At 50.5% G+C, this 20,840-nt stretch carries 11 protein-coding genes; 5 read left to right on the top strand and 6 right to left on the bottom strand.

The features are described from left to right. Position 1 precedes the first annotated feature (1 nt). The 5 genes from PY479_RS07465 to PY479_RS07485 all read right to left on the bottom strand — a co-directional run bounded on the left by PY479_RS07465 (position 2) and on the right by PY479_RS07485 (position 11,843). Positions 2 to 3,130: an efflux RND transporter permease subunit gene (locus PY479_RS07465; protein ID WP_275483378.1), complete on the bottom strand. Its 3,129-nt coding sequence runs from the start codon at positions 3,128 to 3,130 to the stop codon at positions 2 to 4. Next, a complete protein-coding gene (locus PY479_RS07470; protein WP_275483379.1) occupies positions 3,130 to 6,267 on the bottom strand; it encodes a multidrug efflux RND transporter permease subunit in 3,138 nt (1,045 codons plus the stop codon). Before PY479_RS07470 ends, PY479_RS07465 begins: the two co-directional genes overlap by 1 nt. Next, positions 6,264 to 7,490, bottom strand: a complete 1,227-nt coding sequence (locus tag PY479_RS07475; protein ID WP_212594461.1) for an MdtA/MuxA family multidrug efflux RND transporter periplasmic adaptor subunit — start codon at positions 7,488 to 7,490, stop codon at positions 6,264 to 6,266. The genes PY479_RS07470 and PY479_RS07475 overlap by 4 nt, the downstream gene beginning before the upstream one ends. A 580-nt stretch (positions 7,491 to 8,070) precedes the next feature. After that, positions 8,071 to 10,461 carry a DUF2309 domain-containing protein gene (locus PY479_RS07480; protein WP_275483380.1) on the bottom strand — a complete coding sequence of 797 codons (2,391 nt, stop codon included), beginning with the start codon at positions 10,459 to 10,461 and terminating at the stop codon, positions 8,071 to 8,073. Positions 10,462 to 10,472: 11 nt separating this feature from the next. Beyond that, the gene (locus PY479_RS07485) at positions 10,473 to 11,843 is read right to left on the bottom strand and encodes an NADH-quinone oxidoreductase subunit L (RefSeq protein ID WP_212594463.1); all 1,371 of its coding nucleotides are present in this window, start codon (positions 11,841 to 11,843) and stop codon (positions 10,473 to 10,475) included. A gap of 108 nt (positions 11,844 to 11,951) precedes the next feature. On the opposite strand from PY479_RS07485, the gene PY479_RS07490 reads away from it, so the two are divergent. Beyond that, positions 11,952 to 12,827, top strand: coding sequence for a LysR family transcriptional regulator (locus PY479_RS07490; protein ID WP_275483381.1), 876 nt, complete (start codon positions 11,952 to 11,954; stop codon positions 12,825 to 12,827). A 146-nt stretch (positions 12,828 to 12,973) separates the two neighbouring features. Continuing rightward, on the top strand, positions 12,974 to 13,489 hold the full coding sequence (locus tag PY479_RS07495; protein WP_275483382.1) for a hypothetical protein: 516 nt from the start codon (positions 12,974 to 12,976) through the stop codon (positions 13,487 to 13,489). Positions 13,490 to 13,683: 194 nt separating this feature from the next. Here the strand turns inward: PY479_RS07495 and PY479_RS07500 are convergent, their stop codons facing one another. After that, on the bottom strand, positions 13,684 to 15,147 hold the full coding sequence (locus tag PY479_RS07500; protein WP_275483383.1) for a PLP-dependent aminotransferase family protein: 1,464 nt from the start codon (positions 15,145 to 15,147) through the stop codon (positions 13,684 to 13,686). 197 nt (positions 15,148 to 15,344) lie between these two features. On the opposite strand from PY479_RS07500, the gene PY479_RS07505 reads away from it, so the two are divergent. From PY479_RS07505 to PY479_RS07515, 3 genes are all read left to right on the top strand, one after another. Further along, positions 15,345 to 17,729 (top strand): TonB-dependent receptor, encoded by a 2,385-nt coding sequence (locus tag PY479_RS07505; protein WP_212594467.1) that lies wholly within the window; start codon positions 15,345 to 15,347, stop codon positions 17,727 to 17,729. A 104-nt stretch (positions 17,730 to 17,833) separates the two neighbouring features. Continuing rightward, entirely contained in the window at positions 17,834 to 19,588 is a 1,755-nt protein-coding gene (locus PY479_RS07510) for an ABC transporter ATP-binding protein/permease (RefSeq protein ID WP_275483384.1), read from the top strand. Beyond that, positions 19,569 to 20,819 carry a thioredoxin domain-containing protein gene (locus PY479_RS07515; protein ID WP_275483385.1) on the top strand — a complete coding sequence of 417 codons (1,251 nt, stop codon included), beginning with the start codon at positions 19,569 to 19,571 and terminating at the stop codon, positions 20,817 to 20,819. Before PY479_RS07510 ends, PY479_RS07515 begins: the two co-directional genes overlap by 20 nt. Positions 20,820 to 20,840: the final 21 nt, after the last annotated feature.

Consider the following 20,840-nt stretch of genomic DNA (forward strand, 5'->3'; position numbering starts at 1 on the left):
CTTATTCACCTAAGTGCATGGGCTCACGGGTGCCGTTGTCACGGCGAATAATACGGTGCCACAAGCGGCGGGAGGCCTGACTCATGCGATCCATGTACAGATACACCACCGGGGTAGTGTACAGTGTCAGGATCTGGCTGATCACCAGACCGCCACAAATTGCAATCCCTAATGGACGCCGTAAATCGGCATCACCACCACTGTCCAGCGCCATCGGCAGGGCGCCGAAAAATGCCGCCAGAGAGGTCATTAAAATGGGGCGGAAGCGCTTGATACAGGCTTCAAAAATCGCCTCCTCAGCCGTCAAGCCTTTGGAGCGTTGGGCATCCAGGGCAAAGTCAATCATCATGATCGCGTTTTTCTTCACGATGCCGATCAACAATAAAATACCGATCAGCGCAACCACGGTTAATGGGGTACTGGTCAGCTGCATCAGGATCAGCGCCCCAATCCCCGCAGACGGCAAGGTCGACAGAATGGTCAGTGGCTGTACATAGCTCTCGTACAACATCCCAAGCACGATATACACCGCCACCAGTGCCGCCAGGATCAGCAACGGAATATTGCTGATGAAGCTCTGTGCCATCTGGGCATTACCGGCATAACTGGCAGCCACGGTTGTTGGCAGCGCAATTTTCTGCAGCGCCGTTTGAATGGCCTGTTGCGCCTGCGCCAGGGTATAGCCGTCATTGGTATTAAATGCGATGGTCACGGTAGCCGAATGTCCCTGGTGCGCCACCGCTAATGGTGCGTTACCGCTGACAACGTGGGTAAAAGCACTGATAGGGATGACATCACCGCTGCTATTCACGATGTGCATATTTTGCAGCACTTCAGAATCGCCGGTGTAATCCTTGGTAAGGCCCATCACCACATAATATTGATTCAGCGATTGGTATAAGGTGGCAACCTGACGTTGGCTAAAGGAGTTGTTCAGCAACATGTCGAGATCTCTCACCGAGATCCCTTGCTGTTTCGCAGCATCACGGTCAATCACTAACCGCACTTCCTGCCCACCCACTTTTAAGTCAGAATCGACCCCGCTTAATTCTGGCAAGGCCGACAGCGCATCCTGTACTTTGGGCGCCCAGATTTCCAGCAGATCCAGATCATCCGCCTGCAAGCTAAGCTGATAGCTGGCATCAGCGCTGCGGCCACCAAAACGCAAATCACTAGCTGCGCGCAGGAAAAGCCGTCCGTCAGCATATTGCAACGCCTTTTGATACAAGCGATTAGCCACTTCTGAGGCACTGGCGGTACGCTCTGAGTACGGTTTCAGTCTGATGAAGAAACGTGCTTCGTTACGTGAGCCATGACGGCCACTACCAATAGAGCCCATCACGCTGGCAACTGCTGGGTCGGACTGGATCATCTCGGAGTATTTTTTCAGCCGTGGTTTCATCATCGCAAAGGATGTGCTTTGATCGGAACGCAAGCTGCCAAAAATAATCCCGGTATCCTGGGTGGGAAAAAAGCCCTTCTGCACCACGGCATACAGGTAGAAGTTAAACATGATGGTAATTAACAAACTCAGCAACGTCAGCCGTCGATGTTTCAGGACAAAGTGCAGCGATGTCTGGTATCCCCGATGCATTGCGGCCAAAAATCTTTCAATGGCGCGATAGAGACGGTTGGGCGTCGAAGACAGGGTTTGCCGACGTAAAATGCGGGAACACAGCATCGGTGTCAGCGTCAGCGACACCAGCATGGAGATCAGCAATGACACGGTCAGTGTCACGGCAAACTCGCGGAACAAGCGACCGACGATGCCCCCCATCAGCAGCAGCGGAATAAACACCGCCACCAGCGACAAGGTCATCGACAACACGGTAAAACCGACCTCTTTAGAACCACGCAGCGCCGCACGCACCGGCCCATATCCCGCTTCAAGATGCCGGGAAACGTTCTCCAGCACAACAATAGCGTCATCGACTACAAAGCCGGTGGCCACAATCAGTGCCATCAGCGACAGGTTATCCAGGCTATAGCCCAGCAGATACATCACCGCAAAGGTACCGATAATCGAGATCGGCAATGCCAGTGCCGGGATCAACAAGGCGCGGCCGTTACGCAAAAAGACAAACACCACCGCAATCACCAGACACACGGCAATGATCAGCGTATTTTCCGTTTCATGCAGCGATGATCGAATGGTGGGCGAGCGATCCATCGACACCACCAGCTGAGTCTGTTCTGGCAATAACTTTTGAAACAACGGCAACTGCGCTTTGACGGTATCAATGGTTGCCAGCATATTAGCGCCGGAAGCTAACATCACCGCGATGTTAATGGCTGGCTTACCGTTGTAGTAACCGATGTTGTACTCGTCCTGCACACCGTTATACACATCGGCGACATCGCCAAGATGGATAGCCGCACCGTTCACATAAGTGATGACCAGTTTTTTATAGTCAGCAGCATCCTGCAATTGATCATTACTGTTGATAGCCCAGGCATAACGCTCAGTCTGGATAATGCCTTTCGGACCATGTGAGGTAGCGTTGGTGATCGCCTGACGCACCGTGTCGAGTGAAATGCCGTAATGAGTCAGTGCCTGTGGATGCAGATCAACCCGCACAGCCGGTAACGAACTCCCGAAGATAGACACAGAGCCGACCCCCTGCACCTGTGAAATGCGGGTTTCCAGATTACTGGCGGCAAAATCGTACAACTCAGCCGCGGTTTGTTTGTCAGAGGTCAGTGCCAACATCATGACCGGTGCCGAAGACGGATTCATCTTACGGTAAGTCGGTAAGTTGGGCATGGAACTCGGTAACAGACTGCGAGCCGCATTTATCGCCGCTTGCACATCGCGGGCAGCACCGTCAATGTCGCGATTCAGGTCAAACTGCAACACAATACTGGTAGTGCCCTGAGAGCTGGATGAGGTCATTTCATTGACCCCGGCGATTTGTCCCAGCGCTCTTTCCAATGGAGTGGCAACGGTTGCGGCCATGGTTTTCGGGCTGGCACCGGCAAGGCTAGCCGACACCACAATCACCGGAAATGACACCGATGGCAATGTGGATACGGGCAGCAATCTAAAGCCGAGCACCCCGGCCATGATCAGCGCCATGGTCAGCAGCCAGGTAGCCACCGGTCGAAAGATAAACAGCCGCGAGAAGTTCATTACGCGTCTCCATTCATCGGCACATGGCGGTGACGCGCAAAACGGTCAAACAGCAAATAGATGACAGGCGTAGAAAACAGCGTCAGCAACTGACTGCAGATAAGCCCGCCCACAATCACCAAGCCCATCGGCTGGCGCAATTCGGCCCCGGAGCCGTGTGCCAGCATCAAAGGCAAGGCCCCTAACAGCGCTGCCATGGTGGTCATCAATATCGGACGGAAACGCAATAAACAGGCTTGATGGATCGCGTTCCGCGGCGACAGGTGCTCCACTTGCTCTGCCTCCAGCGCAAAGTCGATCATCATAATGGCATTTTTCTTCACAATACCAATCAATAGGATCACCCCGATCAGCGCAATCAGGCTGAATTCGGTATTGTTGAACAGCAAGGCCAGAAATGCGCCGATAGCCGCGGTCGGGAGTGTGGACAAAATGGTCACCGGATGAATAAAACTCTCGTACAGAATCCCCAGAACAATGTACATGGTGACCACGGCTGCGAGGATTAGATACAGGGTATTGCTGGATGATTTGCTAAAGGCTTCCGCGGAGCCCTGATAGGTCAGAGTGATGCGTTCTGGCACCTGCAACGATTTCAATGTCTCGGCGATCGCTTGTTGAGCGTGCTCTAGGGCATAACCATCTGCCAGGTCAAAGGAGACTGTGACAGCTGGGATCTGTCCTAAACGCGCCTTCATCAGCGAGCCGGTTTTCTGGGTCACTGTAGCTACATCGGTCAAACGCACCATTGGCGTGGTACTGACACTGGAGGTGGAGGTAGAAGCCGTAGTTGTGCTGCTGGTACTAGTCCCCGCAATGTAGATGTCACTAAGATTCTCAGGACTTTTCTGAAATTGCGGTGCGACTTCCAATACCACCCGATACTGATTCGCCTGCGTGAAGATCGTCGAGATCAGCCGTTGACCATAAGCGTTATACAAGGCGGTATCGACATCTGAGGCAGTAATGCCATAGCGGGCGGCAACCTCGCGGTTGATTGTCACATAGCTTACCCGCCCCTGGTTATCCAGATTGCTGACCACGTTTTCAAAGCCTGGTTGCTGTTTTAATGCAGCGACCAGTTTTGGCGTCCAGGTTGCTAACTGGCTGCTGTCGGTATCATCTAGGGTAAATTGGTACTGGCTCGGCGTGAGTTGATCATCTACCGTCAGATCCTGCACTGGCTGCAAGTACAGCTCAATGCCGGGAATGTCAGCCACGGTTGCCGCTAAACGTTTAATGATTGCTGGCGCCCGGTCACTGCGGGACTCAAACCCCACTAGGCTGATCTGCAACGAGCCACGGTTGAGACTAATATTGTTATCGCCGTCCACCCCAATAGTGGAGCTGATGGTTTTCACATCCGGATCTTGCATCAGACGTTGCACCATCTGCTGCTGGCGTTTGGCCATCTCGCTATAAGACACATCGGCAGTGGCAATCGTGGTGCCGCGGATCATGCCGGTGTCCTGTGACGGAAAAAATCCGTGCGGGATCACCATATACAGCAATACCGTTAGCACCAAAATTCCTGCCACCGCAGTCAATGCCAGGCGCTGATGATCCAATACCACCGTCAACCAGCGGTCATAGCCGTTGAGCAAGCGATCGAACAGTTCTCCGCCTTTCTTATAAAAGCGGGTCTGCTCAGTTTCCGGGATATGGCGCAGCAAGTAGGCGCACAACATGGGCGTGAGCGTCAGCGATACCACCATCGACACCAAAATCGATACCGACAAGGTAATGGCGAATTCACGGAACAACCGCCCCACCACGTCGCCCATAAACAGCAACGGGATCAATACTGCAATCAAGGAAAACGTCAGCGAGATAATGGTGAAGCCAATCTCTTTGGAGCCTTTTAAGGCAGCTTCCATCGGGGATGCACCTTTCTCCAAATGACGGGAAATGTTTTCCACCACCACAATCGCATCGTCAATCACAAACCCGGTAGCAATAGTCAGCGCCATCAAGCTGAGGTTGTTGAGACTGAACCCCGCCAGATACATCACGCCAAAGGTGCCGATCAAGGATAACGGTACCGCGACACTGGGGATCAAGGTAGCGGCAATCGTTCTCAGGAACAGGAAGGTCACCATGATCACCAATGCCACTGACAGCATCAGTTCAAACTGGACATCATCAATCGAGGCACGGATGGTCTGAGTACGGTCTGATAAAATGGTGAGATGCACGCTGTCGGGCAGCAGTGTTTCCAGCTGCGGCAGGCTGGCTTTAATCCGATCCACCACACTGATCACGTTAGCGCCCGGCTGGCGTTTGATCTGCATGATAATGGCCGGTTTTCCGTTAGCAGTCGCTAACAGGTACTGGTTTTCGGTGCCATCCTCGACGCTGGCAATGTCCTTCAAGCGCAGCGGTGAGCCATTTTCGTATTTGAGGATCAGGTTGGCGTATTCATCGGCACTGCGCAGCTGATCATTGGCATCAATACTGATGGAGTGATATTTGCTGTCAAAACCGCCTTTGGAACCATTGACGTTGCTGTTATTGATCAGCGTGTAAATATCTTCCAGCGACAACTTATGTGCCGCCAGCGCCTGCGGGTCGGCTTTAATTCTCACCGCGGGCTTATGTCCTCCCGCTAACGATACCAATCCCACACCGGAGATCTGCGATAACTTCAGGGCAATGCGCGAGTTCAGCAGATCCTGCACTTTGGTCAGCGGCAACGTATCGGAAGTCGCGGCTATGGTCAGAACCGCACTGTCGGCCGGGTTCACCTTTTTATAAGTGGGCGGATTAGGCAGATCGCTAGGTAACAGACTATCGGCCGAGTTAATGGCCGCCTGCACCTCTTGTTCGGCCACGTCCAGCGATAACGACAACTCGAATTTCAGGGTGATAATCGACGCGCCGCCAGAACTGGTGGAATACATCTGACTCAACCCGGACATTTCGCCCAGCTCGCGCTCTAACGGTGCGGTGACTGACGTTGCCATCACATCTGGGCTGGCGCCGGGATACAAGGTGGTCACCTGAATGGTCGGATAATCCACTTCCGGCAATGCCGACACCGACAGTTGTTTATAGGCCACCAAGCCGGAAAGCAGCACTGCCACCATTAACAGAATGGTGGCAACCGGGCGTCGGATAAATAGCTGAGACGGATTCATGAACGATCCTGTTGCTGAGTGAGCACTTTCACTTGCGCACCATTGGACAGGTTATCCATGCCGGTAGTTACCACCTGTTCACCCACTTTAACGCCTTTGAGGATCACGATATTATCGTCATCGGCGTTCGGGCCTGCCGTTACCTGGCGTTTTTCAACCTTGGCATCCTGACCGACCACAAACACAAAATCGCCATTATCGCTAAGCTGTAACGCCGCTTTCGGGATCACGATGGCGTTTGCCAGCGTCTTCAGCTTCAGCTCAATATTGACAAATTGATTCGGATAAAGTTTTTCCGCTTTATTGTCGAAAGTGGCTTTCAGCTTAACCGTGCCGGTATTGGTATCGATCTGGTTACTGATGTACTTGAGTGTACCTTGAGCAATTTGGGCACTGCCGTTCTGATCGTAAGCATAAACAGGGAATGCCTCACCGGCGCGCAGCCCAGTGAGTACCGGTTGTAACTGTGCCTGCGGAATACTGAACGTAGCGGCAATCGGATCTGTCTGCGTAACGGTGACGATTTCGGTGCTATCGGCAGACACCAGATTTCCCGGATCGACCAAACGTAAGCCGACATAACCACTGACCGGCGCATGGATATTGGCGTAGTCGATATTCAGCTTTGCCGATGCCACTTGGGCTTCATCCGCTTTTACCGCGCCACGATACTGGCCGACGGTGGCAATCTGATCCTGCAGATCTTGCTGCGATAAGGAATCCTGCGCAAACAATCCCTGGTAGCGTTTCAGGGTGACTTCAGCGCTTTGCAGCAATGCCTGATTCTGTGCTAACGAGCCTTGATATTGCGCTAAGGTGGCCTGGTAACTGCGATCATCTATCTGCGCCAGACGCTGCCCCTTTTCCACATACTGGCCTTCTTCAAAGAACACCTGTTGCAGTTCACCGGTAACACGACTAGTGACCGTCACCGTACGATTGGCGATCACGGTGCCGAGGGCTTTCAAATAGACATCCACATTCTGCGTGGCAGCCGTGCCAACATATACGGCATTTGGCCCACGGCTGAACATGCCCGGCGGCCCCCGACGTGATGACGATGCCGCCGCAGATTGCTTTTGCGCCATCGGCGCAGTGCCAGCTTCGGTGCTGGCAGAATGGAAATGCTTCCAACCCAGCCACCCCAACACCAGCAAAACAATCAGGGTGATGATAAGCAGGGAACGACTTTTCGTGTTTTTGGCAACCGTGTTATTTGTCATTGCTGAACCGTATCCATCGGGCTTGTTTATATGAGTGACCCGCATGTCATCTCCGCAATAACATCGCGGTGAACCAGCGGACATCGCAATCTATCCGTATCACCAAATGCTCAGACAAAGGTCACTATCTAGTAGAATGGTTCTGTGACTTTATTGAGACCTTTAAGTTCAATAAACGAGCCCCCAACTCAGCCCGCTATTAAAAACGTCAGTATCTCGCTAAAGCCCAGCATGGCTGGATCTATACCATATTCTGAGCGGGCTTTCTTGTGGGGGATTGTTGCAGGATATTACGGTGCATACATTAATTGACTTTTCCATAATGGCACTGCATCAGCTGCGATGAAAATTCGATTAACACAGTGGAATGAGGTCATTTTTTAAAATTTCAGCAAAATACTTTGGATACACACTGTTACAACAATTTGCCGCGACGATCTCGCCACTATCGTCAGCCAACGCTCGGGCGTCATAGTAAAATGATGACGCTACGAGCCATGTTAAATTAACGCGTCAGCTTTACCATGGATAACGCAAGTTTGCGGATAACCGACGCCGTTGCTGTCAGTTATTGCAACCGCTACTGTTCAATCCATTGCTGTTGCTGGTAGTACCAAACGCGCTGCTGCTGATCCAGCTGATACAGGAATATCCAACCGTTATTGACCAAGGATGCCACATCTGCATGTTTTGCCATTATCGCTTCGATCGCCGCCTTAGGTGCTTGAATAAAGGCACTGAGTCTGACCGGTTGATGGCGATATTGCTTGCCATCATGTACTGATTGCCTTGACAGGCCGATGCGTAAATCGCCGCCATTGCCTTCAAATACCCCGATATGCCCGCCTACTACGTTATGCAGCAGTTTATTGCCGCTGCCATATTTTTCCGGAGCCGTCACCGAGGCGTAATATTGCAGATTAATCCAATTCATCACCAGCAACGGCGCCGTCATAATCTTTTCTAACTGCGTAAACTCTGGATCTTCACTGACGTGATATTCGTGCAGAAATGCCCGGCCGCCAAAGTTCAGTTTGCGGGTCAGACTCCGCGGCGCAATAAACACCCCGGCGTTATTACATAACCCCCATTCTGGCCGCATCTGTGCCCAACTGGTTGCACGCTGCTTAAAAAACCGCTTCGCTGCCGCATTGCTCTCAGTTGCCGGGGCCTCAAATTGGGTCATACGCGCCAATCTGGCTTGTTGCCCAGCGCCAATAATCCACCTGCGCCATGGCGCATCAGGGGCGTCGAACACAGTTATCTCATCAGTAGTCGTGTTATGCATGGCCGCGTAAAACTGGGTATCCACAGGAACCGTCACCCCAAAACTTGGCATTTGTGCCCGGACCTCAGCTTCGTTCAACAGATGAGCTAACACTTTGACGTTCACCTCACCAGTCTGGCCCCCACAGGCACCACAATCGAGGCTGGAAGCAGTATGGTTGTTACAGGTCTGGCTGCCATGGCCGGTAAGCAATACCACTTTCGCCAACCGCTGACTGATCCCCATCGCTTTTAGTATACCCGCGCCTAACTCAGCTTTTTCCGTGGCACTAAGCAGTTGTTGCTGTCGCACCAATTCCCATTGCTCGTTATGTCTCACATCGCGGTTGACCGGATTTTCAGTACCGTGCTGTAACACCACTCGCTTGAACAAACTGACTAACTTTAACAGGCCGCCAGCTTCCACCATTCCCAGATTGGAAGAAGGCTTTTCCAGACTGCTTTGCCACCCCAGTTTAGTCAGACGCAGGATACGTTCTGGTTGCTTATGGGTTTGTTTGGCAATTAACTGCGGTGCCAGCAACCCCGGCAGTTGTGGTCGTAAAATGCTGCCATCGTAGGTCTGATAGGCGATAGGGATACCAAAAAAGCCGGCGAAGCCGAGTGTCTCGAGGTCACTGGCTTGCGCTTCCAATGCCCGACGCATCGGTTCAGAACGCACGTCAATACAAAAGATGGCTTGCAGTTCCGGGCGCGCCAGTTCTGGTGTGGGAGTGACAGCTTTCACTTGCGCTATCCAAGGCGATTGCACACTAAGCTCCAACGCGCGCTGCCATAACCACAGCGGCGCCAATTGTTGCTGCGCCAGCTGATAAAACGCCTCCACATGACTTGCCTGATGATGCAGTGTCTGGCGGATTTTCGCTGCAGTTGATGCGTCATGCTGAATGAGCCATTGCATTAACACCGTATCCCACGCCAGCAGTATGGCGGTTAATCCCAAGGTGTGTGGCACATCGATCGGCTGCTTCGCCAGTCCGGCTTGCCAATCTAACCAGGATTGCCAACCGGCCCAGCCTGACAGTTGATGCAGTGATGCGCGCATGAAGGCATAGGCTCCGGAGTCACTTTCCCAGATCGATTGCCAGTTGGCACCAAGCTCATCAAACAGCGCGGAGACGCTCTCCGGTAAGGCGCGAAAATGGGCTAAGAGGTCAACACCTAACAAGGTGTTAATCCCCTTGTCACGGGCCACCACTTCTAACCAACTCTGATACAAATGCTCGCCGTTTTTACCATGGGCATCAAAGCGTTCAGGGTATTGATGGTAAAGCCCGATAAACTGGCTCACCTGCTGGACGATTTCCTGTGCCCAGCTATGCCCCTGTGCCGATGGAATGGTTTCATCCATCAACATCGCCAGCGTTTTCCAGCGTACCGAGACATCGGTATCGCCGTGCTGAATATCTTCCTGCAACTGCGCCAACGTTAGTGGCGAATGCTGTTCAGTAATCGCCTGCAGCAGATGTTGCGCGGTGATCTGCTGCCCCCAATGCTGACGGTAATAGCTTTTACACATCAACCCGGTCTCACCCGTGAGTACCGCTTGTTCGGCAAAGGTGCGCTCAATCTGTGCATGCCGCTGCGGCCACCAAGGGTTTACCGCAACCGACTGGTCCAAAGGGAATGCCGGGGCAATCGAGGCCGATACTAGCTTGGCAATATCCAGGGGTGAACATGCCATCTGTTGCTCAATCATTGTTTTGCCTCAGCGTTGATGTGCCACTGTGCGTGTTGCAATTGCAGTAGTGAAGTACTGGGCCACAATTTCAACGTTAACCGAGTTGCCCATTCATCGAGATAAGCTCCGGCATTCAACCAGATAAACAAGCGCTTCACCCAGTGCACATGTGGCCAGTATTGCAGGGCCACGGAAAGTGCAAACAGGCTGAAAAACAACAGGGCAACAAAACCATCAGCGTAAGGATTCAGTGGCGCATCCACGCCCATCAGCGCGGCCAAATGGTGTTTAGCGGTGGTATAAAGCGTTAGTAACGCCGAAGCAAACAGTAAGGTGATGATAATACGCGGCAGACTGCCGCTATCCCAACGTGTCACGCTCGGCACCAACAGCGCGCTTAATGCAAACCAGACCAACACGGTCGCGGCCATGCTAGTCATTACCGCAAACTGCCATTGCGCCACCAGCAGCAACAAGGCAGATAGTGTCAGCGCCAAACTCCAATGCCGTACTTTAGGTTTGATTTCGCCCGCCAGTTTAGCGGCCAAGTAATGGTTAACGGTGCTGCCGCTGTTGAGAAATGAGTAAGATTTATAAAAGGAGTGGGCAAACAGATGTAGCAGCGCCATTTCGTACAATCCAAGCGCAATCTCCACCAACATCAAGCCCATCTGAGAACTGGTGGACCAGGCCAGTTTTACCTTGACGCTGATACGCGTGGTACTGACCAGTCCGGCAATGGTGCTGCTGACGCCTGCGAGTACCACCAGCAACCAACTGGCAGTGGCACTGGCTGCCAACACTGGCGCGAAAAACAATAGTAAAATTCCGCCGAGATTGACGATACCGGCATGCAGTAGCGCTGAAACCGGGGTCGGCGCCTCCACCACCTGGATCAACCAGCCATGCATGGGCAACTGCGCACATTTAATCAGTGCCACCAACGCCAGTAACACCGCCGCGAGGGTCAGTTGCGGGCCGCCATGCGCTTGCGCCACCTGCAGCATTAAGTCATGGATATTTGCCGTGTGAAACTCGCTGTATAACGTGATAAAAGCTGCGGCTAATAACAGTTCGCTGAAACGTGCTAACAAGAATTTTTTGTGGGCAGCCAATTGCGCTCTTGGACGCAGCGGATAAAACAGGATCAATCGATGTAAGCAGAGGCTCACGCTTACCCAGGCAGTCCAAAACAGCAGCAACTGATTGCTGATGATCACCAACACCACAGCACTGATAGTCATCATCAATGCGCGTAAAAAGCGGCCGCGATCAGCTTCGCCAGCGAACGCCACCCAGCTATAACGCACAATCGTGATACCGATAATCGCCACTAAACCCAGTAACATGAGTTTGAGCGGTGTCACCAAAAACAGAGAAAACATGACGACTCTCATACATTTAACAGTGGCGGTATTTTGAATCGCTGGTTAAATTAAGTAAAATATATAATAAATTAGTAATCGTTCTGTTTTGTAGAACTATAAACACTCATGAGCCGACTGAATTACCATCATCTCTATTACTTCTGGCAGGTGGCACAGCAAGGCAACCTGACCCAAACTGCGCAAAAGCTGCACATCTCGCAGTCGGCACTGTCATATCAAATCAAACAGTTAGAGCAAGCGTTAAACGTCGAGTTGTTTACCCGTCAGGGGCGCAAGTTACAACTGACCGAAAGCGGCTATCACGCACTGAACTACGCCAATGAGATTTTTAAAAACGGCGAAGAGCTGGAACAACTGCTTACCAGCGGGACGACACTGCCCAGTGCGACCATCCGCATTGGTATGCTTTCCACCATTTCCCGTAACTTTATTGAGCAGTTTATTCAACCGCTGCTCACTCAAAACGACGGCCGTTTCTCGTTGCAGTCGATGAGCCAAACCGGCCTATTAAACGCCTTGGCCGAGTTACAACTGGATATGGCACTCACCAATATCCCGGTGCGCGGCTCCAACAACGATAACTGGCAAAGCCGGGTGTTAGCGCGCCAACCGGTAGCAATCATTGGCCCATCCGGTTTAGATTTAACCCCGGTATTTGACGAACGTTACCGCCATCGCCGCTGGGTGTTGCCCTATGGCGAAAACCCGTTGCGTTCGGCGTTCGATGCCTTTGCCGCCCAGTATCAACTGCAACCGGAAGTTGTGGCTGAATCCGATGACATGGCGATGCTGCGTCTGTTAACCCGAGATACCGGCGCGCTGGCGGTGATGCCGGAAGTGGTGGTCAAAGACGAAATTGATTCGGGGGAGTTAAAAAACTATATGTTGCTGCCCAACGTCTATGAAAACTTCTATGCCGTAACTGCCAAACGCCGGGTAGTCCATCCTAAATTGGGCATGTTGATCCGGCCACTTAACTGACCTCAGGGCCGCTAAACCGGGTAACTGTTTCCGGCTTTGGCTAAAAGTTGTTATTCAGGTCTTAGAAATCTAAACCAAAAATGTTGTTTACTTAGAGCGGTTTGAAAACCTCAATGATGTGATAAAAATACAGAGAGTCGGCCCACATGAAAAAATCAATACTGCTTTTATCATCCCTGTTGCTGTTCGTGGGATGTTCCCCAAAGTCCACAGATCAATCCAACCTGTTCAGTGTTAAGGTGCCTCAATCAATCAAGATCACTTCGATGGACGAAGCCAGAGAATTACTGGACTTCGGCGGTATGTACAGTTTCTGTGGTGCTTACAGTAAGTTGTCAAAAAATGCTGATGTACCGGGACATGCAGACGAATATTTGGGTATGGCTGACAATATTTTTGCGTTGGTGCGTAACGCTGACTACACCGGTGACGGATTTGACAAGGCGGATCACCAGGTCATCGATTTATGGAAAAAAATGAAGAATATAAATGACATAGTTAATACCCAATTAACGAAAAAGATGGCAGCGAATCCGAAGATGGAATTGAGCGACGTTTATGCCATTATCAATCAGAAAAAAGATGACCAACATAAGGTGAGCTACACTTGCAGCACTGTCGGTACGGCCTTGAAAAGTTTCCTAGAACATCCTCAAAGCTAATATTATTCACCTGACACAGGCATTCAGCGGGCGGCGAGACACTTCGCCGTGCTGCTGACACCTGGTAAACAATCATGCAGCTAACAGCATGTTGCGGCTGAAATTTGCACGCGAGCGCAACCCGCTGTTGGATTATCAAAGTGAGGCCATTAAGCACATTGCAGATGCGTAATGAATGCCTCAATAAAGAGGCACTAGCGGCTATCTTCCGTGGCAGCAGTCATGGCTTTTTGCAGTACCTTGAGGAATTTGGGGTCATAAGGCCGTGTCACATTAAAGCGCATATAGGCTTTGCCCTCCTCGCTACCAAAGAACAGTTTACCTGGCGCGGTCATATATCCCTGTTGGTATAACGCTTGCTGCAGCTGTTCACTATCAATATGTTCACCAAAGTAACACCAGAGAAAGAGCCCCTCTTCACCATCCCCCACCTTAAGACCGAGGCTTTGTAGTGCCGCGCGTGCATGTTGGCGCGCGTCTGCCAGACGATGGATGATGCGTTTACAGCTTTTGTCATACTCGCGAGAGGACAGCAATTGGTATACCGCGTATTCAGTAAACATTGATGAAGCCAGCACCTGCGAGGACTTAAACAGCAGTAAAATATCAATGATCTCTTTTTTCGCAGCCACATAACCGACACCTAGCTGCGGCGTTAATACTTTGGAAAAGCCGCCAATTTGTATCACTCTCTGGAATTGATCCATGGCGGCTAACTGCGACACCGGATGGTCCAAATAACGACTACTGAAGTCAGCGTAGTTGTGGTCATCAATGATTAAAAAATCATATTTTTCAGCCAGTTTAAGCAGATTAAATGTCTGTTGTGGCGACAGAGTGTCACCCATAGGATTTCCCATCACCGAACTACAGTAAATCGCGCTAACGGGTCGCGATTGGCACAACGCTTCAATCTTGTCGAAGACATCGGCTTGTTGCAGTGACGGTACTCTTTCAATCTGCATGCCACGCGACATCAACTGGGTACTTAACATAAAGCTCGATGGCGCTTCGATAATGACGCAACTACCAACATCAAACAGCGATGCGGTAACCAATCCCAACGCTTCATGAGCACCGGATGTCAGTAACATCTGCTCTCTGGTTAATGACAAATTGTTGCTTGAGAAGCGCTTACATAGGTATTCCAACAACGGTGGATAGCCTGCTGCTTCGGTAAAATTGCCCAACTCACGCAAGTTGTGTCGTAATGAGGCACGTAGCGCGGTTGATAACTGTTTTTCTGGCAGCCAAGATTGCGGTAAGCAACTGCTGCCATAGTTATTGCTTGCGGGGACATCCGCGAACAGGACCAATTTCCACGCTTCTTGTTGCTGAAATTGGATATCACTGCGTGGTGTTACCGGCTTTAGCATTCGCTCAGCAGCACAAACGAAGTATCCCATGCCCGGATGCGATTCAATCAAGCCGTAAGCGGTAAGACGATCATAGGTTCTGATGATAGTGTCACGACTAAGCGATAGTGATTGCGATAGTTTGCGGATGGACGCCAGCTTACTGCCGCTGGGATAAACCTTATTTACGATTTTACTGCGTAGCGCCTCAAATAGCTGATCGCAGAGGTTTTTTCCCTGTTTGCGATTAGCCTCAGCGTGCATCTGCTGTGGGTCAAGAGGATAAAGCAGATCGTCCTGCATCTCGATGATATCCAGCGTTAGTTAACTGTTATGATCAAACTAGCATAACGGTTTGACCAAAATAGTCACTAACTGTACCGACCACTAAGCAAATTTGTTGGGTATATTTTGCTCAGATTCACCATAAAACAAAAAATTAACATATATAAAAAATGACTAAATAAATAATATCTTAAAGGAATCAGAGGGAAGAACTTATGCAGGCAAAGACCCACAACTCACGCACAATGCGGCATAACTATTTAACCGTATGTGTGGTTGCAATTTTGGCGACAGGGGCTGGCGTTTCCAGCATGACTCACAGCGCCTATGCTAAAACACAAACAGCCCCGGCTAACAATATGGCACAGTATGCGTTTGATATTCCAAGTGGTACTTTGCCTAAGACGCTGCAGCAAATTAAGCACGTGTCCGGCGAAAACATTATTTATGACCAAGAGAAATTGTCAGATGTCAGTGTTCCTGCGCTACATGGTACTTATACCATACAGCAAGCGTTGGAAATCATCTGTGCCAAAAACAGTTTGGTAATCGTCAAGACTGACGCCGGTTGGTCCTTACAGTTACCACAAGATATGGAAAAGGTTACGGTTTATGGTAGCCAAAACGCTGCCGAAAAATCCTTCCAGGTTACCCGCTCCGAAACGGCCACCCGCTTTGGCGTCGATTTACAAGATCTGCCACAAAGTATCACGGTGATTACCTCTCAGGTGTTGGAAACGCAGCAGAACCAAACCGTACAGTCAGCCTTGATGACCAGCGGTGGCGTGTCCACCCAGCAAGGCTCACAGGGCAGTTCATCTTTCCGTATTCGTGGCTTTGGTACCTCAGGCATGATGTACAATGGCGTAGCTAACTCTAGTGCAACCGCCACTAACGTCAATGCCGTAGAACGTATCGAAATTCTCAAAGGGCCCCAGTCCATTTTAAGTGGAGCCTCATCGATGGGCGGTTCAGTCAACATTGTACCGAAAAAGCCGACTTCGACTCCCATCCGCAAAATCTCAGCAGTTTATGCGACCAACAATGATTTAGGTGGGTCCGTAGATCTATCACAACCACTGACTGATGACGGGAAATTAAGTACTCGTTTTATTGGTGCCAAGTCAAAAGCAACCGAGTCTTATGGTGACTTTGATAAAGGTCGTGAATCTAAATTCGCACAGTGGGGCTTGCGCTGGAACGATGATAAAACCGACTTTTATATCAATGGTTCCTATGACAAAAACTTTGCACCGCAGGCTCCTTTTACCGTCGCCCAAGACGGCAAAATCTTAGCTAAGCCCACCATGCGCGTTGGTACACCGGATGCCGGTGTTGGTCAAAAAGCCACGTCCTTTTTGTACAGTTTTGAATATGCACTGAATGACTGGGCAACCATCGTGAGTCGGGCACAGTATTCGAAAGCCGATACCGATCTCAACGTGTTTTTGACCTATGGTCAGCTAGCGCCAAACACTTATTTAACGACCAATACCAATAATGAATCGTCAATTACCACCTTTTCTGGCGATCATTATTTGCGCTTATCCGTTGATACCGGCCCAGTTGAACACCGCATTTCAACCGGTATCAACCACATGGAAACCAAAAACACCAGTGACTATTACGACTCCGCTTTTGAGCTGGTGGACCTCTATGCTACGGAACAATACGACTTCCAACCCACGCTGCGTAACGATGAAACCCACTCCAATATTGTCAAAATCAGTGCCAAGCAGGTTGGCGCGTTTTTCCAGGATTTAGTGGGATACAAGGATGTTTATCTGTCGTTAGGAGTGCGTCGTGACCGCTACCTGGACGGACCTTCAGATGTCATTAACCTGTTGTACCCCAACTACTCCTCTACCGTTGGCACCAAGAAGACCTACAAAACTACCCCAAGTGTGGGCTTGCTATACGCAATGAATGAAAACTTATCCTTCTATGGCACTTATTCAGAAGGCTATATACCGCAGAACACCTCTCGCCCCAACTGCGCGGATGGCACCTACGGTTTACCCGCCAAGGAAACCCGAAATAAAGAGGTAGGCGTCAAGCTGCAAACCAATGATGGTAAGTTCTCGGTAACGTCCAGCGCCTATCAGATCCAGGAAACCAATACGCTCAGTTATGACTCGCTTGAACAGTGCTACAACGTACAAGATGCGCGACAAGTGAAGGGGATGGAGTTGGAAGCTCAAGGCAGTCCACTTGATGGTCTGAATATGATCTTCTCCTACACCTATACTGATGTCACCGATGTCAATGACCCTGATTACTATGCAGCAGCAATCTCTGCGCACAAAGCCAGCTTATGGTCTAACTATCAGTTGCCGTTTAGCGAACTCAGTGATTTTGGCGTAGGTTTTGGTGTAACGGCTTACTCAAGTTCACGTATGGGATACACCGCAACGGCGGCTGAAGTCCCCGGTGGGGCACGCGTCGATGTCGGGGTGTACTACGATAAGAAACCATGGCAGGTACGCCTCAACGTCAACAACCTGTTTGATCGTACCCTGTATGGGGTGACAACCACCGAAGTGTTTGTTCCTATCGAACCACAGCGCAACATGTCACTGTCGGTGTCTTATAACTTCTAAGTGTTCTCTGAAGTGTGCGCTGTCATTCATTATGGTGGCGCACACTGCCTTATCTGCCGTTACCATTTATGGTGTAAGTAAGATTTTTGTAAGGTTAACAATTAATGACGAATTCATCAGCGTTCAACGCTGACATTGATGGCGCCAAGTTCTCAATGCGAAGTGCTGAGCGTCCGACGATATGGCAACTAATATCACCCTTTTGGCTATCATCGCAAAAGCATCTCGCTTGGCTGATTTTTGCGATTATGGCCGCAATGTCGTTCACCACCACCTATGCCTACGTCAAGCTCAATGAAGTCCAGGGCAAACTGACCGATGCACTGGTGGCAGTGGATTGGAACACATTGAAGTATCTGTTGCCACTGAGTTTAGGGGTAGGCTCAATCGCGGTGCTCCTGCCGTTGGTATCGACGCTCTTTCAAGGTTATCTCGATTTACGCTGGCGTACTTGGTGGACCCATTCCTATGTCAACAAGTGGACCCGTAACAACACCTTCTACAAGCTGGAGCGTGATGGCTTAATCAGTAACGCTGACCAACGTATCGCTGAAGATATCAAGCTGTTTACGGCACTCACACTGAATCTCAGCTTATCGCTGATTACCGTAGTGGTACAAACCGTCAGCTACAGCATTTTACTGTGGTCAATTTCCCAAACTCTCGATGTCACTGTGTTCGAGGTCAATGTTGCTATCAATGGATACATGGTGTACGCCGCTTACCTCTACTGTGCTTTACACATCGCATTATCACACTGGCTAGGTAAGGTACTGATCGGCCTCAATATGCATAAGCAAACGGTAGAAGCAGATTTCCGCCGTCAGGGAATGACCTTGCGCGAATATGCAGAACAGATCGCCTTTTATGGTGGTGGTGAGCGCGAATCCGCCACCCTGACACAACTGTTTCAACGGGTTTATGGCAATACGCTGCAGATTCTGATGCGCACCTTCAAATTAATGTTTGGTCAGCATGCATATGCCCAAATATTTGCCTTATTACCAACCTTGCTAGCCCTACCGTTACTGCTGTCCGGCAAAATCTCCTTTGGCGATATGGTACGGATTACGGGTGCCTATTCAATGTTGGTCAATACCATCGAATTTTTCCCGCAAGCTTATGCCAGCTTTACCAACTGGATGGCGTTAGCCAACCGATTGCGGGACTTTCTCTGGGCCGTCAATAAAGTTGAACAACAAACCTCAGAAATTGATTATCAAATTAATTCTCAGCCACAACTGTGTTGTGAACAATTGTCCGTCAAACGTCCTAATGGCGATGGTCTGATTGATGCGCTGAACTGGCAGGTAAATCAAGGCGAGCGCTGGTTGATCAAAGGCAGTTCTGGCACCGGTAAAAGCACATTACTCAGAGTCTGTGCCAACTTGTGGCCATACGGTGCTGGCAAGATTGCGGTGCCGGCGCTGACACAACTGTTTCTGCCGCAACGCAGTTACATTCCGGCCGGCAGCCTAAAAGAGGCGTTGTGTTATCCCCATAGTGACACCCAATTTACTGATGAGGCCTGTATTCGGGCGTTAAACGACAGCTGTTTAGGCGAGTTATCGGCGTCGCTATCGATACACGACAAGTGGCAGCAGGTGTTATCTGGTGGAGAACAACAACGGTTGGCGATCGCTCGCGTGTTATTGCAACAGCCACAGTTGGTATTTCTCGATGAAGCAACCAGCGCCCTCGATCCTGACACCGAAACACAACTTTACCGCAACTTAATGCAGCAGTTGCCAGACGCCACCATTATCAGCGTGGCTCACCGCGAAACCCTGCACCGTTTTCACGATCAAGTATTAGATCTCAATCATCATCGGAGCATTCATGCCCACAGCAATCATTAAAGTTACTCAAGCCACTGTTCGCGAAAATATTACCGATTCTACTGGCTATGTATTACTGGATCTTTGGGCGCCGTGGTGTGTGCCATGCCGGAATTTGGCACCGGTAATAGACTCCATTTCGAAACTGCCTGACAGTGAGCTGCAAGTCGCCAAACTGGATGTGGAAGCCCACCCTGAGGCAATGACGCAATTTGGCGTTCGCGGGATTCCGACGTTGATCCTCTTTCACAACGGTCAGGAAATTGGGCGTCAGGTTGGACAGAAATCGTTTCGTGAATTGAAAGCCTGGCTGGAAACACAACATGTTGACCTTGGCGAGGCGAAACCACTTACTGCCGCAGTGGGTGACTTTGCGTCCTTTTATGGTGATGAGGAGCTACGGCAATTTTTTATTAATCGGGTGATGCACCATGCCGCACAGCAGCAGATCATTGCGCGCAATTATCCATATTGGGATGAAAAATCAGGTTCAATCAGCGCCGCTTTCACTCACTGTGATTCATTTACTGTGTTTGAGCGGGTAACCGGTATTAATGCCACTTTTGCTGCACTGCTGGAGTTAATCGCCCCTACCGAAGTTCATGCCTTGCAACCCATTACCGACGCATTGACCGCAGGTAAGAATTACGCGCCGATGCCGATGCGTTTCATCCATGCGTTTTTCGCCGAACCCAGCTTTGCCTGGCCGACATTATTTGCTGACGTCAACGAGGCGGAGCAGTTAAGACTGGTGTTTGTCACATTACTAGAACGCTATCTGCGTGGTCGCGATATCGACGACGCACAGTGCCAGCAGTTGCAACGACAAGCGCAGGCGCTGTTACACCATCAGGACGTCAGCGTGGCACTGGTCGCCGCCATTATCGAACAACTGGCAACATTGCCAGCAGCCAGCGATTTCGACAGCTGGAACGAAGTGATCGGTCGATTGAAAACGCTCATCTATGATATCGGCAAACATCTTTCAGGTTGGTCTGCCTACGATCGCAATACCGAAAAACGCCGCTTCCAGTGGTTTATGAATAAAGAGCAGCAGAGCGCATCCGGCAAACTGCAAGGCACCGAACTGGAAGCCTATCGCCAACAGTGGCAGGAAGAAAACACCGAATATCAGCTTAAAGAAGCCGCTTTTTTTGCTGACAACTTTGCCAGCATGCAACCCATTTATCACCGACTGCATCAGCTGCTCACCGAAGCGTTACTGCATAGTCCTATCTATATCGCGGCCTAATCAACACCGGAGTTATGTTTC

Source organism: Shewanella sp. A32 (genome assembly GCF_029167175.1).
In the GTDB taxonomy this organism is placed as follows: Bacteria; Pseudomonadota; Gammaproteobacteria; order Enterobacterales; family Shewanellaceae; genus Shewanella; species Shewanella yunxiaonensis.

Excerpts from the sequence above, each read along its gene's own strand:
- PY479_RS07480 (WP_275483380.1), bottom strand. The coding sequence starts at position 10,461 with ATGGCATGTTCACCCCTGGATATTGCCAAGCTAGTATCGGCCTCGATT.
- PY479_RS07465 (WP_275483378.1), bottom strand. The coding sequence starts at position 3,130 with ATGAACTTCTCGCGGCTGTTTATCTTTCGACCGGTGGCTACCTGGCTG.
- PY479_RS07485 (WP_212594463.1), bottom strand. The coding sequence starts at position 11,843 with ATGTTTTCTCTGTTTTTGGTGACACCGCTCAAACTCATGTTACTGGGT.
- PY479_RS07470 (WP_275483379.1), bottom strand. The coding sequence starts at position 6,267 with ATGAATCCGTCTCAGCTATTTATCCGACGCCCGGTTGCCACCATTCTG.
- PY479_RS07515 (WP_275483385.1), top strand. The coding sequence starts at position 19,569 with ATGCCCACAGCAATCATTAAAGTTACTCAAGCCACTGTTCGCGAAAAT.
- PY479_RS07500 (WP_275483383.1), bottom strand. The coding sequence starts at position 15,147 with ATGCAGGACGATCTGCTTTATCCTCTTGACCCACAGCAGATGCACGCT.
- PY479_RS07505 (WP_212594467.1), top strand. The coding sequence starts at position 15,345 with ATGCAGGCAAAGACCCACAACTCACGCACAATGCGGCATAACTATTTA.
- PY479_RS07510 (WP_275483384.1), top strand. The coding sequence starts at position 17,834 with ATGACGAATTCATCAGCGTTCAACGCTGACATTGATGGCGCCAAGTTC.
- PY479_RS07475 (WP_212594461.1), bottom strand. The coding sequence starts at position 7,490 with ATGACAAATAACACGGTTGCCAAAAACACGAAAAGTCGTTCCCTGCTT.
- PY479_RS07490 (WP_275483381.1), top strand. The coding sequence starts at position 11,952 with ATGAGCCGACTGAATTACCATCATCTCTATTACTTCTGGCAGGTGGCA.
- PY479_RS07495 (WP_275483382.1), top strand. The coding sequence starts at position 12,974 with ATGAAAAAATCAATACTGCTTTTATCATCCCTGTTGCTGTTCGTGGGA.